At 65.7% G+C, this 13,938-nt stretch carries 16 protein-coding genes; 7 read left to right on the plus strand and 9 right to left on the minus strand.

Going from position 1 to position 13,938, the window contains the following annotated elements; all coding sequences use genetic code 11:
- Positions 1-142: 142 nt before the first annotated feature.
- The 5 genes from DVB37_RS22520 to DVB37_RS22540 all read right to left on the minus strand — a co-directional run bounded on the left by DVB37_RS22520 (position 143) and on the right by DVB37_RS22540 (position 3,980).
- Positions 143-1,183, minus strand: coding sequence for a FecR domain-containing protein (locus tag DVB37_RS22520; protein ID WP_120156820.1), 1,041 nt, complete (start codon positions 1,181-1,183; stop codon positions 143-145).
- Positions 1,180-1,683 carry an RNA polymerase sigma factor gene (locus DVB37_RS22525; protein WP_046806776.1) on the minus strand — a complete coding sequence of 168 codons (504 nt, stop codon included), beginning with the start codon at positions 1,681-1,683 and terminating at the stop codon, positions 1,180-1,182. The genes DVB37_RS22520 and DVB37_RS22525 overlap by 4 nt, the downstream gene beginning before the upstream one ends.
- A 106-nt stretch (positions 1,684-1,789) precedes the next feature.
- A complete protein-coding gene (locus DVB37_RS22530) occupies positions 1,790-2,032 on the minus strand; it encodes a hypothetical protein (RefSeq protein WP_046806777.1) in 243 nt (80 codons plus the stop codon).
- Between the two features lie 161 nt (positions 2,033-2,193).
- Positions 2,194-3,075: a prohibitin family protein gene (locus tag DVB37_RS22535; RefSeq protein WP_046806778.1), complete on the minus strand. Its 882-nt coding sequence runs from the start codon at positions 3,073-3,075 to the stop codon at positions 2,194-2,196.
- 260 nt (positions 3,076-3,335) lie between these two features.
- Entirely contained in the window at positions 3,336-3,980 is a 645-nt protein-coding gene (locus DVB37_RS22540; protein ID WP_240433966.1) for a DUF4375 domain-containing protein, read from the minus strand.
- 245 nt (positions 3,981-4,225) lie between these two features.
- Between DVB37_RS22540 and DVB37_RS22545 the strand changes: the two genes are divergently transcribed.
- Together DVB37_RS22545 and DVB37_RS22550 are read left to right on the plus strand one after the other, a co-directional pair.
- Complete coding sequence (locus tag DVB37_RS22545; RefSeq protein WP_120156821.1) at positions 4,226-5,290, plus strand: M4 family metallopeptidase; 1,065 nt, start codon at positions 4,226-4,228, stop codon at positions 5,288-5,290.
- Positions 5,287-5,619 (plus strand): protealysin inhibitor emfourin, encoded by a 333-nt coding sequence (locus tag DVB37_RS22550; protein WP_046806781.1) that lies wholly within the window; start codon positions 5,287-5,289, stop codon positions 5,617-5,619. Before DVB37_RS22545 ends, DVB37_RS22550 begins: the two co-directional genes overlap by 4 nt.
- A gap of 20 nt (positions 5,620-5,639) precedes the next feature.
- Here DVB37_RS22550 and DVB37_RS22555 read toward each other — a convergent pair whose 3' ends face one another.
- Entirely contained in the window at positions 5,640-6,869 is a 1,230-nt protein-coding gene (locus tag DVB37_RS22555; RefSeq protein ID WP_162941351.1) for an MFS transporter, read from the minus strand.
- 159 nt (positions 6,870-7,028) lie between these two features.
- Between DVB37_RS22555 and DVB37_RS22560 the strand changes: the two genes are divergently transcribed.
- On the plus strand, positions 7,029-7,826 hold the full coding sequence (locus tag DVB37_RS22560; protein ID WP_046806783.1) for a helix-turn-helix domain-containing protein: 798 nt from the start codon (positions 7,029-7,031) through the stop codon (positions 7,824-7,826).
- 13 nt (positions 7,827-7,839) lie between these two features.
- Here DVB37_RS22560 and tam read toward each other — a convergent pair whose 3' ends face one another.
- Entirely contained in the window at positions 7,840-8,619 is a 780-nt protein-coding gene (gene tam / locus DVB37_RS22565; RefSeq protein ID WP_046806784.1) for a trans-aconitate 2-methyltransferase, read from the minus strand.
- Positions 8,620-8,802: 183 nt separating this feature from the next.
- Positions 8,803-9,789 carry a TerC family protein gene (locus tag DVB37_RS22570; protein ID WP_046806807.1) on the minus strand — a complete coding sequence of 329 codons (987 nt, stop codon included), beginning with the start codon at positions 9,787-9,789 and terminating at the stop codon, positions 8,803-8,805.
- Positions 9,790-9,895: 106 nt separating this feature from the next.
- On the opposite strand from DVB37_RS22570, the gene DVB37_RS22575 reads away from it, so the two are divergent.
- The 3 genes from DVB37_RS22575 to DVB37_RS22585 all read left to right on the plus strand — a co-directional run bounded on the left by DVB37_RS22575 (position 9,896) and on the right by DVB37_RS22585 (position 11,974).
- Positions 9,896-10,789, plus strand: a complete 894-nt coding sequence (locus tag DVB37_RS22575; RefSeq protein WP_046806785.1) for a LysR substrate-binding domain-containing protein — start codon at positions 9,896-9,898, stop codon at positions 10,787-10,789.
- A gap of 81 nt (positions 10,790-10,870) precedes the next feature.
- Positions 10,871-11,272 carry a hypothetical protein gene (locus DVB37_RS22580; protein ID WP_046806786.1) on the plus strand — a complete coding sequence of 134 codons (402 nt, stop codon included), beginning with the start codon at positions 10,871-10,873 and terminating at the stop codon, positions 11,270-11,272.
- Positions 11,273-11,323: 51 nt separating this feature from the next.
- Positions 11,324-11,974 (plus strand): hypothetical protein, encoded by a 651-nt coding sequence (locus DVB37_RS22585; RefSeq protein WP_371683087.1) that lies wholly within the window; start codon positions 11,324-11,326, stop codon positions 11,972-11,974.
- A gap of 26 nt (positions 11,975-12,000) precedes the next feature.
- Here DVB37_RS22585 and DVB37_RS22590 read toward each other — a convergent pair whose 3' ends face one another.
- Complete coding sequence (locus DVB37_RS22590; RefSeq protein WP_104142344.1) at positions 12,001-12,402, minus strand: hypothetical protein; 402 nt, start codon at positions 12,400-12,402, stop codon at positions 12,001-12,003.
- Between the two features lie 153 nt (positions 12,403-12,555).
- On the opposite strand from DVB37_RS22590, the gene DVB37_RS22595 reads away from it, so the two are divergent.
- Positions 12,556-13,917, plus strand: coding sequence for an SH3 domain-containing protein (locus DVB37_RS22595; RefSeq protein ID WP_240433967.1), 1,362 nt, complete (start codon positions 12,556-12,558; stop codon positions 13,915-13,917).
- Positions 13,918-13,938: the final 21 nt, after the last annotated feature.

The following is a 13,938-nucleotide window of genomic DNA, read 5'->3' on the forward strand; positions in this document are numbered from 1 at the left end:
ATTTCGGTGTGCGAAGAAGGTCACGACTACCTGCTATTTCGGTTCGACGAGGGGGGTGGCAAGGGCCGGGCTATGAAGCTCGGCCCAACGCCTTCCTTCGTAGAACGTTTCAAACGCAGATAAACCTGAATCTCATTCCCATTTATTTTGTAACGGCGCCCGCCGCGTCCGCCCGCGTGTAGATGTCGATGGGGCCGCCGGGGCGTGGCGCAAGGCGCACCGGCGCAATGGCAGGCAAGGCATCGATCAAGGCTTCGGGGCGGTCAAGCGGGAACGACGCGGACACGCGCAAGCGCCCCACCTTGTCGTCGGCCAGGCGCAGCGGCGTGGCCAGATAGCGGTTCATGTCGCGCACGACGTCTGCCAGCGGCGCGTTCTTGAACACCACGCGCCCTTCCCGCCAGGCGGTCGCCCCCGACACGTCGGCGGGCGCGGGCACGCCGATGGCGCCGCTGCCGGGCACGCGGATGCCATGGCCCGCGCGCAGCACGGCGCGGCCCAGGTTCCACCAATGCCCGCCCGACACCTGCACCGTGCCGGACTCCACCAGCACGGTCACCTGGTCGGCGTCGCGGCGTACGTCGAACACCGTGCCCGTTACGCGCACCACGCCGCTGCCGGCGTCCACGGTGAACGGGCGTGTGGCATCCGCCGCCACGGTAAAGGTGATTTCGCCGCTGTCCAACGCCACGTCACGGCGTTCGGCATACAGCTTGACCGTGGCGCGCGTGCCGCCGTTGATCTCAAGCACGGAACCGTCGGGCAGGCTCAGTTGGCGGCGTTCGCCGCGTTCGGTGCTGACCGTGGTGGTGAAGGACGGCGCGGGCACCGGCAGGTTCCACCACACGCCCAGCGCGACAACCACCGCGGCCGCACAGGCCAGCGCGACTCGCAGGGTCAAGAAGCGGTCAGGCCGTGGGAGGCGGGGCCGCGCCGGCACCGGGCCGCCCAACAGGGCATGCACCTGATCGCGCGGCAAGCCCGCCGCCGCCGCGCCCAGCTGCTGCATGCGGTCGAACTGCCGGGCGCGCTCGGGGTGGTCGCGCCGCCAGCGCGCAAACGCGCGCCGGTCACGCCGCGTGAGGTCACCCGAATGCCAGCGCGCGAACCACCACGCCGCGGTGGCGGCGTCGCGCGGATCATCGCGCGGATCATCGTGATCAGGGGTAGGAGACATCGTCATGGAGTGTATTCGCGCAGGCGGTCGCGGGCATGCTCGATGGCGCGCATGACATAGCGTTCGATCATGTTCTTGGACAGACCCATGTGCTGGGCGACTTCCGCCTGGGTCCAGCCTTCGATGCGGTTCAGCACGAATGCCTGGCGGCACTTGGGCGGCAATTCCGCCAGCACTTTGGCCAGATCGTCGGCCAGGCGCGCGGCCCGCAACGGCGCATCGGGGTCTTGCACGATCAACTGATCGGCGTCGTTCAATTCGTCCAGCGGCACGTGTTCGGCGCGGTCCTGCCGCCGCCACCGATCGATCAAGCGATGGCTTGCCGCCTGGAACAGATACCCGCGCGCCTTCAGCGCCACGCTGGCGTCCGCCTTCAGCAAGCGTTCGACGGCGTCATGCGCCGCGTCTTCGGCGTCGTGCCGGTTGCCCGTGCGGCGGCTCCATACGCCCACCAGCTCGTCGTAATACGCGAGCCAGCCGGTGCGGGTCGGAGGTGAGCGGGACATGGGCCGAACGGATTACGCAGCGAAACAGGGTGGCGAATTTTACAAATAATTCTCATTATCGCAACTGCTGTTTTTAGCGCCCGGCCAGATGCGGCGCTTTTTGCCGCTAGTAATCCATGGGGATATGCGCCTGCGCCGCGCGCAGTTCCTGGATGTGGCGTTCGGCCTCTTGCCGTTCAGCCGCCGGCGGCAAGGGCCGCCAACCCACCATGTTGCCCGGCGTTTTCACGGGCATCCAACCCAGCACGCTGTATAGCGAAATGGCGGTATCGCCCGTGTCCAGGCGCGTTTCGTAATAGCCCTGCCGATCCGGCGCAGTGTCGCCGGACGTCCAATCCAACTGCGACATCCATGTCTCCTTGTGCAAGCCTCTTGGGCAAGCGCGCCGCCCGCGTGCGGCCTTCGCTTGCCTGATCGTAAAACGGGCGTTGTACGCCGGTGCGCCTACCTTGCGCCCGCTTTGCAATTCTTGACAGAGGGGAATCCCTAGGATGCCGAAGGCGCTGCGCGTTACTTGATGCCGATGAACGGCAGCGCGGCACCGGGTACCTGCGTGGCCGGCAGCACGCCGTCCCACTTTTCAACAGCGTTCAGGCTGACCAGGTTGGTGTTGGCGGCCAGCGCTTCGGCCTTGGCGCGGATGGACGCGGCTTCGGCGTCGCCGCGCATGCGGATGCCGTCGGCTTCAGCGGTGAACTGCTGGCGGCGTGCATCGGCTTCTGCCTTGGCCTTCACCACCTGGATCTCGGCGTTGATCATCGCCGTTTCCTTTTGCTGGCGCGTCGTTTCAATCTGCACCTGCGCCAACATGCGCTGTTCAATCGAATGCTCGTAGGCTTGCGAGAAACCCACTTCTTCGATCTGCACGCCCACCACTTGCACCGGCGCGCCTTCCATCGTCTTGAGCACCGCGTTGTTCACATCCAGGCCCAGCTTCTGGCGTTCCTGAATGGCGCGCACGGCGGTGTACTGGCCGAACACGTTCTTCACGGCGTCGGGCGTCTTGCGTTCCAGCACGCGCATCTGCAAATTGTTGATGGTGCCGTATTCCGAATACAGCTCGGCCACGTGCTCGGGCGGCACGCGGTACGTGACCGACACGCGCAAGTGCGCGGGCTGTTGGTCGTACGAATACGCTTCCAGCTTTTCAAACACGAACGTGTGGTCGCGCACCGACACGGTCATCACGTTGTCGATGAACGGCGTCTTGAAGTCCAGGCCCGGTTCCGACACGCGCACCAGCTTGCCGTTACGCAGCACCACGCCGCGCTCGCCCTGGTCCACCTGAAACCACGAACCGAACGCCAGGAACAGGATCAGGAAAAACAGAATCACGGCCCCTGCGGCGACCTTAATGTTGCGCGGTTTGACCGCGCCGATCGTCTTGACCATCTGGATATCCGTCGGCTTCACTTTGAGTCCCTGTCTGATTTTGTACGTTTACGGTCCGAGAACACGGCCGCGATGCCACGAGCGAGCAAATAGGCGACCACGGCCGCCCCCACCAAGATCAGGAAATAACGCATCGCGAGCCCCCCCCGGGAAAGAAGCACCGGATTCTATCCCGTGATCGGAACCGAATCCGCATTCAAAAGACCACCATTGTTGCCAGACATTTCCGAACGTTGCCAGGCATGCAAATGGGGCGGTTTTCAGACGCCGTAATGCCGTAAACCCAGCCGCGACAAGGCATCGGGATAGTCCCAGAACGCGTGGTCCAGGCTGTCCATTTCCTGCTGCTCGGCCTCGGTCATCGCGCCGTAGATGTCGTTCAATTCGATGACGTCGGGCGACGCCTCAAAGCGGTCGATCAGGCCGCGCATGCGCGACAGCACGGCCAGCATGTGCGTGGCGCCCAGCTTCTTTAACGCCTGCAACGCCAGCTGGCACGTGGGGTCGCCCCAGTTGCACAGAAATTGCATGAAGCCGCCATTGTTGATGTCGGCCTCCATGCGCCACAGCGCCACCAGTTCCTGTTCGATCAGCGGCAAGCGCTCAAGCGTCCAGTCGGCCGCCTGCAACGCGGCCAGCGCTTTTTCATAGCGCTGGTCCCACAGGATGTCGTACACATTCAGCATGCCTCGCGGCGCGGGTTCCCACAGCCGCGGCCACACCAGGCCGTGGCCGTCGTCGACCAATTGCCATTGCAGGCGTTCGTCTGGCGTCGCCTTCTCAAGACGGATGTAGCGCTTGATGGGTTCAGACAGCGTCTGGCCATTAGCCAGCGTCAATTGCAGATGTGTGGGCGTGAAGGCAAGGGCCGCGATGCGGTAGTCGGGCATTGGCGAATCGGGCATTGGCGAATCGGGCATTGGCGAATCGGGCACTGGCGAATCGGGCGTCGGCAAATCAGAAGTCGGCATGGCGGCATGTGGCGGGGGAAAACGACAGGCAAATTACTGGAACGCCGTGGCGCTGTCGAGGCACGCGCTTTCCCGTCGCATCAGGCGGCAGATTGTTACGCCATCGGTCATCGGGCATCTGCTACCGTGGCATTTCGCCCCGCCGGCATTGCGCCCGGCGCTGAAAGACGGAGACCCGAATGCCACGTCCTTCCGAGTCCACCCCCTTGATCGGCGTGATCCCCCCGTATGTGCTGGACCGCCTGGCGCAGCATACCGACGCCCGCGTCAGCATGCCCGCCGTCAAGACGTTGATCATCGACCAGCAGCAGCGCAGCCTGCGCGACATGGCTACGCAACCGCCCCGCGCCACGCTTGCGCCAAACGCGCCGCCCTCTCGCCCAGGCGCGCCGCAGCGCGCCATTCACGATGCGCACAACGACACCACGCTACCGGGCACGCTGGTGCGCACCGAAGGCCGGCCCGCCAGCGGCGACGTGGCGGTGGACGAAGCCTATGCGCATCTGGGCGCCACCTACAAACTGTTCTGGGACGTCTACAAACGCCACTCCATCGACGGCCACGGCCTGCCGCTGGTGGGCACCGTGCATTACGGCGAAGACTACGACAACGCCTTCTGGAACGGCGCGCAGATGGTGTTTGGCGATGGCGACGGCGAAGTCTTCAACCGCTTCACCGTCGCCGTCGACATCATCGGGCACGAGCTGGCGCACGGCGTCATCGATTCCGAGGCCGCCCTGCTCTATCAAGGCCAGTCCGGCGCGCTGAACGAATCGTTGTGCGACGTCTTTGGCGCGCTGGTCAAGCAATACGCGCTGGGGCAAACGGCGCGGCAGGCCGATTGGCTGGTGGGCGCCGGGCTCTTCACCGAAAAGATCAACGCCCGCGCGCTGCGTTCAATGTCGGAACCGGGCAGCGCGTACGACGACCCGGCGCTGGGCCGCGACCCGCAACCCGCGCACATGCGCGACTACGTCGATACGCCGCGCGACAACGGCGGCGTCCACATCAATTCCGGCATACCCAACCGCGCGTTCTTCCTGGCGGCCACCGCGCTGGATGGCCCCGCGTGGAAAGGCGCGGGCGGCGTCTGGTACGACACCTTGTGCGACAAGCGGCTGCGCCACGACGCCGACTTCAAAACCTTTGCCGCGTTGACGGTGACGGTCGCTGCCGAACGCTTTGACGCCGCCGTGCAGCGCGCCGTGGCGCAAGCCTGGGCGACCGTAGGAGTCCTGACATGATCGAACTGCCTTCCTTGGACCTGGCGCTGCTGGTGCGGCTGACGCGTGAAGGCGGCGTGGCCTACCTGCCCGCGCTGACGCAGCCGCGCAGTATCAACCTGGCCACCTGCCCGCCCGGCGTGCGCCAGGAAGTGTGCGACACCTTGCAACGCGCGGCGCCGCTGGCCGTGCCCGAATACGGGCAGGCTGGCGGCGACCAGCGCTACTTTCATATCGAAATCGTGCTGGACCGCGACGAAGACTCGGCGGTGACGTTCGATGTGCCGGAAGCCCAGGCGCCCGACACGCTAGTGCAACTATGGAAGACGCACGCCCAGCCGCTTGACTGACGCGCCAGCGCCATCACGCATCACGGCGCCGGCTGGGACCGGGGCATGCCGGCGCGGTAGCCGCCGATCTGAATGGCGCGGCCCGCGTACGTGCCGATGATGGCCATGGCCACGCACAGCGCCGCGCAAACGCCCAACGCCACGCCCCAGCCGCCCAGGCGGTCGTGCGTGGCGCCCACCAGCGCGGGGCCGGTGGCCGCGAACAGATAGCCGACGCATTGCGCCATGCCCGACAAGGCAGCCGCCTGCTGCGCATGACTGGCGCGCAGGCCCACGAAGGCCAGGCCCAGAATGATGCCGCCGCCCGTACCCAGGCCCAGCAACACGATCCACAACGTGGCCCAGTGCGGCGCGGCGATCAGCCCGGCGAACGCCACGAACGATGCGGCAGCCGAGCAGAACGCGGCCGCGCGCTGATCCTTCATGCGCCGCACGACGGGCGCCAGGAACAGGGCCGGACCCGCCGACATCAGTTGCAGCAGCCCATGCAATGACCCCGCGCGTTCGGCGGAATAGCCCGCGTCGCGCAAGATGGCGGGCAGCCAGCTTACGCCCACATAGAACACGAAAGAATTGATGCCCAGATACAGCGTGACCTGCCACGCCAGCGGCGAATGCCACAGCCGCCCACCGTGCGGGGCGTGCGCGGTGGTGGACGCGGGCGCGGTATGCCCGCCCAATTGCGGCAACCACAACAGCAAGCCCAGCAGCGGCACCACCAACAGGCACAGCGTTGAAAAGCGCCAGCCATCGGCCGACAGATTGGCCAGGGGAATGGCGACGGCCGACGCCGCGCCCGCCGCGATGCTCATCGTCAACACATAGGCCGACGTCAGGCCCGCCACGCGTTGCGGGAAGTCGCGCTTGACCAGGCTGGGCAGCAGTACATTGCCAATGGCGATGCCCGCGCCGATGATGGCCGTGCCCGCATACAGGCCCCAGGCCGCGCCATACGGACGCACCAGGATGCCGGCGCAAATCAGCAACAGCGCGCCGAACAGCGTGCGCTCCAGTCCGAAGCGGCGGGCCAGCGCCGCCGAGAACAGCGACACCACGGCGAACGCCAGCAGCGGCAAGGTGATCAACATGCCGGCAGCCGTGGACGACAGGCCCAACTGTTCGCGGATCATGCCAATCAGCGGCGGAACACCGGTAATGGGCGCGCGCAGCGCCATGGCAATGCAGAGGATGCCCAGGATGAGCCAGGCCGCGCGGCGGCCGGCGTGGGGAAATGCAGAGGGAATTTTCATCATGCCGACAGCTTATCCACACGCAAGCCTGCCGAATTTCGAGACAATGACAAGCTATCCTTCATTCCTGCCAAAGCGATCCGGGCGGTGTGGTCCGGGCGGTGTGGTCCGGCCAAGCCAGGTTTATCGACCCCTGTCACCCCGACCGCGCGGCCTGCCATGCGACTGAACCTGCCAGCCCCCTTCGACCTCGACTCGCCCACCCAGTGCACCTTCGCCATGCCGGTGGACCCGGCGGACCGGGACGACGAATCCCCCACCCATCGCCACCCCATGGGCCAGTTGGTGCTGGCGCTGCGAGGCGGCGTCACGTGTTCCGTGCCGCAAGGGCTGTGGATGGTGCCTCCACAGTGCGCCGTGTGGATACCGGGCGGCATGTCGCATAGCAATCGCGTCACGGCCAACGGGCTTGTGTACTTTCTGTTTGTGCCGGCCGATGTTGCCGGCCTGCCGACCAACTGCTGCACCCTGACGATCACGCCGCTGCTGCGCGAGCTGATCGTGCACCTGTCCGCGCAACCCGCCGCCGATCTGGACGCGCCCGTCAACCGCCAGCTGTCGGACGTGCTGATCGAGCAGTTGCGGCGCATGCCGGCCGAGCATCTGCACTTGCCGCTATCCGACCACCCTCGCCTGCGCGACATCGCCAGCGCGCTGAACGCCGACCCGTCCGACCGCAGCACCGTCGCGCAGTGGGGCAAGCGCGTCGCCATGAGCGAACGCACGCTGGCGCGGCTGGTGCAGCAGGAAGTCGGCATGAGTTTTGGGCGCTGGCGCCGGCAGCTGCACATCATCCTGGCGCTGCAACGCCTGTCGGCGGGCGTGTCGGTGCAGCGCACCGCCGATGACCTGGGCTACGAATCGGTCAGCGCCTTCATCACGATGTTCAAGAAAACGCTGGGCAAGACGCCCGCGCGCTACTTCGCGGACAAGTCGGCGGGTCCGGCGGCGGGGTGACGATGCGCCGCTGTTACCTCGGCTTGGGACCTGCCACGATGAACAGGCGCGGAAACGGCAGCAGCACGGTGCCATCGGCCAGCGCGGGGTAAGCCTCGGCAATCAAGGCCTGATAGCGCGCCAGGAAGCTGGCCTGTTCCGCAGCGTCCAGCTTGTCCAGGTACGGACGCAGCGCGGTGCCCTTGAACCATTCCACCACCGCCGCCGCGCCTGCCAGCGGATGGTGATAAGTGGTGCGCCACACATCCAGCACGCCGCAATGCGGTTTCAGCAATTCGTAGTACCAGGCGGCGCTGTGGCGCGGCGGGTGCTTCACGTTGCCCGTCTTCGCCGCCCACGGCGCTTCGCCCGCCACCTGGCGCGCGAGGCGATGTGCGGGTTCTTCCATGTTGTCAGGCGTTTGCACGGCCAGCAGGCCGCCCGGCGCCAGCTTGCCCACCAGACGCGGATACAGCGTGGCGTGGTCGGGCACCCACTGCAGCGCGGCGTTCGCCAGGATGACGTCGTATTGCTCGGGCGGATTCCAGGTGGCGATGTCAGCCAGGTCGAATTGCAGGGCGGGCAAGCGCTTGCGCGCGGCATCCACCATGTCTTGCGAGCTGTCCATGCCGGTGACCACGGCGTCGGGGTAGCGCTGGGCCAGCACCTCGGTGGAATTGCCAGGGCCGCAGCCCAGGTCCACCGCCCGTTGCACCGCCTGGTCAGGCAGGGCGGCGACCAGATCGCGCACGGGGCGGGTGCGTTCGTTTTCAAACGCGGAATATTGCTTGGCGGACCAACTGTTGTTGCTCATGGCGGCTCCTGGTTGCGGCATAACGGCGCATAACGCGTCCATAACGTTCACATACGGCCGACTCTACGCCCGGGAACGCCATATTACAAATAGGGAAATTTGCAGTTTTTCATATCGACGACGTATCGCAACGACGAAAAAAACCCGCCGGGGTAACCGGCGGGTTGTTGCTGGACGGTTCGATTACTGCGTCGACATCGTGTCCGAGCGGGTTTTCCACAAGGAGAACAGCACGCCGCCCAGGATCAGGCTGAACGTCACGCCCAGCGATACTGCCGCAGGCACCTTGCCGATGAAGCCGACCAGGAAAATCTTCGTGCCGATAAACACCAGAACCAGGGCCAACGCGTACTTCAGGTAGTGGAAGCGATGGATCATGGCGGCCAGGGCAAAGTACAGCGCACGCAAGCCCAGGATGGCGAAAATGTTGCTGGTGTAGACAATGAACGGGTCGGTCGTGATGGCGAAGATGGCAGGCACCGAATCCACCGCGAACACCAGGTCAACGAACTCGATCAGGACCAGGGCCAAGAGCAGCGGCGTGGCATAACGCACCTTCTTGGACGTGGCCGGATCCGTCTCGGTCACCATGAACGCATTGCCGCGCAGGCCTTCCGTGACACGCATGTGGCGCTTCAGGAACTTCAGGATCGGGTTGGTGGCGATGTCCGGCGTCTGGTCGGCAATCATCCACATCTTGATGCCCGTGAACACCAGGAACGCGCCGAACAAATACAGCAGCCAACCAAAATTACTGACCAGCGCGGCGCCCAGGCCAATCATGATGGCGCGCAACACGATCACGCCCAGGATGCCCCAGAACAACACGCGATGCTGGTACTGGCGCGGAATCGCGAAGAAGCTGAAGATCAGCGCAATCACGAACACGTTATCCATGGACAACGATTTTTCGATCATGAAGCCCGTGTAATAGGCCATGCCGCTGGTCGCGCCCATTTGCCACCACACCCAGCCGCCGAAGAGCAGCGCCGCGGTGATGTAGCCGGCCGACAACAGCAGGCTTTCACGCACACCGATCTCGCGGTCTTCCTTGTGCAGCACGCCCAGGTCAAAGGCCAGCAGGCTGACGACGATGCCCACGAACAGCAACCAGCTCCAGGTCGGTGTCCCTAAAAAATCGTTGGTGAAGAATGTGATCAAAGTGTCCATGATTGCCCCGCTGTGTTCGAAGGTGCCCATCATCCGGATATGAGACCAACCGAGAAATCAGCCTGAAAGTGAGTTAAGGTTCGAAAAAACCGAAGAGTCCAAGCGCATGCTGAATTACCGTCACCTGTATTACTTCTGGATGGTCGCCAAGGAAGGCGGCTTTTCGCGCGCCGCCGAACGGCTCGACATGGCCATCCAGACCATCAGCGCGCAGGTGCGCGAACTGGAAAAAAACCTGGGCCACCAACTGCTCAAACCGGCCGGCCGGGGGGTGGCGCTGACGGACGCCGGCAAGGCCGCCTTCGCGCGCGCCGAAGAAATCTTCCAGATCGGCCATACCTTGCCGCAGGAAGTGCGCGCGGCCGCCACCAAGCCGGTCATCCGGCTGTCGGTCGGCCTGTCGGATGGCATTTCCAAGCTTGCCGCGCACGCGCTGCTGGGCCCCGTGCTGGAAACGCCCGACCTGCGGCTGACCTGCCACGAAGGCGAAGTTCAAGAGCTGCTGGGCGAACTGGCCCAACACCATCTGGACCTGGTGCTGGCCGGCCAGGGCGCACCCGCCAACCCCAACCTGCGCCTGACCAGCGACCGGCTGGTGTCTTCGCCCGTGGACTGGTACGGCCCGGCCCGCCTGGTGCGCAAGGCCGACACGCTGGACTTTCCGCGCTGCCTGGCGCGGCTGCCCGTGCTGCTGCCCACCGGCCATTCCGTGCTGCGCCAGACGCTGGACCGCTGGTTCAGCGAACAGGGCGTGCTGCCCAACGTCGTCGGCGAATTCGAAGACAGCGCGCTGATGTCGGTGTTTGCCGCGCGCGGCCTGGGCGTGTTCCCGCTAAGCCGCCTGGGCGGCGATGACATCGGCCTGCTGCGCGGACTGCGTCCGCTGGCCCGCTGCGACGATGTCCATGAAGAAATCCACGCCATCCGCAATCGGCGCGGCCAGCATCATCCGCTGGTCCAGGCGGTGCTGGCGCACGCCAAGACTTCGGTTTTTTCGTAATGTTTGTCACACGCACTCTGGTTTTTTAGAAATAGAATCCGCTTTATCGTGGACCCTCTTTTGAATCGGAGTACCACTGCAATGAAGAAAATCATCTGGCTCACCTTCGCCGTCCTGGCCGCGCTTTGGACGGGGCTGGTGGCGCTGACCCTGCAACTGACCGACTGGGTGTTGGCCACCATCGCCACCGCCCAGGTGCCGGGCACGGCGCTGGACACGTCCCAATGGGTCGCACCGGCGTGGGCGGCGGGCTGGCTGGACCCGGCCTGGTTGCAGACGCTGCAAGGCGGTCTGGTGTGGGCCGCGCAGGGCCTGAACCAGGTCTTGCCCGTGGCGGGCAGCCTGGGCACGCTGATCGCGGTGGTCGGCTGGATCTTCTGGGGCTTCATCATCGCCGGCCTGCTGGTGTTGGCGTTGATCCTGCACTGGCTCGCGGGCAAGCGTCAGCAAGCCAATGCGGCCCAAAGCCGTCAAGTGGTGTAATAAGCGCGGCGACGCGCCGCCCGGCACGCTGCCTTTCATGAGGAGCGTGCCGTGCCCACCCGATCGGTCCCACCCGTCTCACCCTCGAACAAGCCAGGCCTGCCTGGCTTGTCCGCCTGGTTGGCCGTGGTTTGCCTGCTGCCAGCCGTGGCGCTGGCCGACGCTGCCGCGCCGCCCAAGCCGAACCCGCTGGGCGTGGACGTCTGCATCACCACCGGCACCTCGGGCCAATACAGCGTGCGCGTGCGCAATGTGGGCGATGCGCCGCTGGTGCGCGTGGATGTCTCCGGCGTGCGCCTGGACGCGGCGGGCCACGCGACCGAGCCGCTCAATCTCAGCCTGGCCGACATCGCGCCCGGCAAATACAAAACCGCCATCCTGGCGCGGCACGACGAATCGGCCGCGCTGGACCGCATCGTCACCTACACCCTGGTCGACGGCAAACCCAAGCCGCAGCATGAGCTGTTCGCGGGCAAGGTGGCCCACGTATCGCCGGGCTCGGCCCTGCAATACACCTTGGCGCCACTGGCCGTGCGCGGTTGGACGGTGGCATATGGGTCGCCCGCCTCGGCGCGGCTGGAAGCCGGCAGCGCGGTGATCCTGGGCTATCCGGTCAGGCAAAGCGGCAAGCCGGCCACGCGCCCCGAAGCGGGCCGCTCTCCGTCGGCGGTGGTACCGCTGGCGCCGTGCAAGGCGTCGTGATCAGGCGTGGTGATCAGGCGTCTTGATCAGGTGCCGCTGAGCAGGTCGCGCTCGTTCAGCAACGCGTAGACAATTTCAGGTTTGTTGTCGAAGCCGCGTCGGATGGCGGCGGGCAGCGCGGTGCGCGTCTTGCGGCACAGCCCGGGCGCCTCTTGCAGCTGGATAGAGATCCCGCGTGACGTACGCACCTCGTTATCGCTGGGCGTGATGACGATCACGATGCCCAGCTGCGCCTGGATACGTCCCTGCATGGCACGCAGGTCTTCCAGGCTGGTGATGTTTTCCAGGCGCGCGACCAGGCGTTTTTCTTCTTCCTTGGTCAGCCGCAGGATGCGGATATCGGCCGCCGGATCCGCCAACAGCGCGTCGCGGTCGCACATACAGGCGCCCGGCGGACATTCTTGGCGGATGGGAAAGGCAACGTTCATGGCGGACAGGCACGCGTGGGCCGATAAGACCGGCAGCAACTCCAGACGGTCAATTCTACTCAAGATGGCAAGCCGGCTTGCGCCGCGCGGTGATCGTTTTCCCGCACGGCGCTGCGGTATATTCCCCCCCTTGTTCCAGGTGGGGAGAGGCGCGTGAAACGGATTTTGCTGGCGGCCTCACTGGCCACGATGGCGGTACAGCCGCAGGCCGGGGCTTGGGCACAGACCCAGGTTCAGGACCAAACGCGTACCCAGCTGCAGATTCTTGCCCAGGCCGCGTCCGGGACTGCTTCCCCGGCCGCCCGGCAAAACTATCCCATTGTCATCCAGCCCGGGCTGGCGGCCGTGATCACCCTGGGCAATGGCGATACGCAGCAAGCGAGCGTACGCGTGGGCGACGGCCCCCTCCAGCCGCTGGCCACCTTCGATGACGACACCGTGGACCAGGTGCAGGCCGTGGACATCAACCACGACGGCTACCGCGACCTGATCCTGGGGCAAAGCGGCGGCAGCACGCAGCTTTTCGCCCGCCTGTTCCTGTACCAGCCGGATCGCCGCGGCTACCAGGAAATTGCCCACCCCGACAACGCCAGCCCCTGCAAAGGCTTCGTCAACCCGGTCATTGACGACAAGCAGCCTGTGATTCACGTGGCCTGCCGCTACGGCGCCGCCAGCAATGGCTTTGAAGACTACGTGCTGCGCCCCGACGGCACCGTGCGCGCCACATCGTGGGGCACCCAGGCGCTGTTCGCGCTGGAGAGCGAGGCTGCCGAACTGACCTACCGTTTTCGCGAAGACGGCGCCATCGACCGCATCGACATCGAGGGCGAAGGATCGCCGCTGGAGGGCGGCACGGTGCCGGTCAGCCGGCTGGACCTGTACGACGCGCCGGACGTCAACGCCCGGCCCGGCACGACCGCCGCTGAAGGCGAGCACCTGGACGTCGTCGCGCTGCGCCCGCCCAACTGGCTGCAAGTGCGCTACGCCGACAAGACGGCGGGCACGGTGCTGAAATGGGTGCGCTACGGCGATCTGCGCGTCGACAAGCATCGGCTGGCAACGCCGTCGCCGAAAGACAGGCTGACGCTTGAGCTTGCCGACACGCTGGCCGATTGGAATGGCGAAGACGGCGGGCAGTTCATGGTCAGCGTGGCCAACCATGGCGACGGGCCTGTGGCCCTGAACGCGCCGCGCGTGTGGCTGCTGTTGACCAACGCGCAGGGCGAGCGCATCGTGCACCCGCTGTACCAGCGTGAGGGCGACACGCTGCACCCCGCCAACCCGCTGGGCTTGGCGCGCGACCCGGTTGTGTGGGCCGCTGGTGAAGATGGAAAACCGGCTTACCTGCTGAACGACAACGGCTATAGCAGCGTGCCGTTCCTGCCCGCGCTTGCGCCCGGCAAGTACCGCGCCGCCGCCGTCCTGACCGACCCGGGCAATCTTGCCGCGCCCATCGTGTCCAACGACGTCCGCTTTGATTACCCCCTGCCGAAACGGCCGCCCGCCGCGCGGTAGCCGCGCGTTCATCATCCACCA

It is taken from the genome of Achromobacter sp. B7, from assembly GCF_003600685.1.
Classification (GTDB): domain Bacteria; phylum Pseudomonadota; class Gammaproteobacteria; order Burkholderiales; family Burkholderiaceae_B; genus Achromobacter; species Achromobacter spanius_B.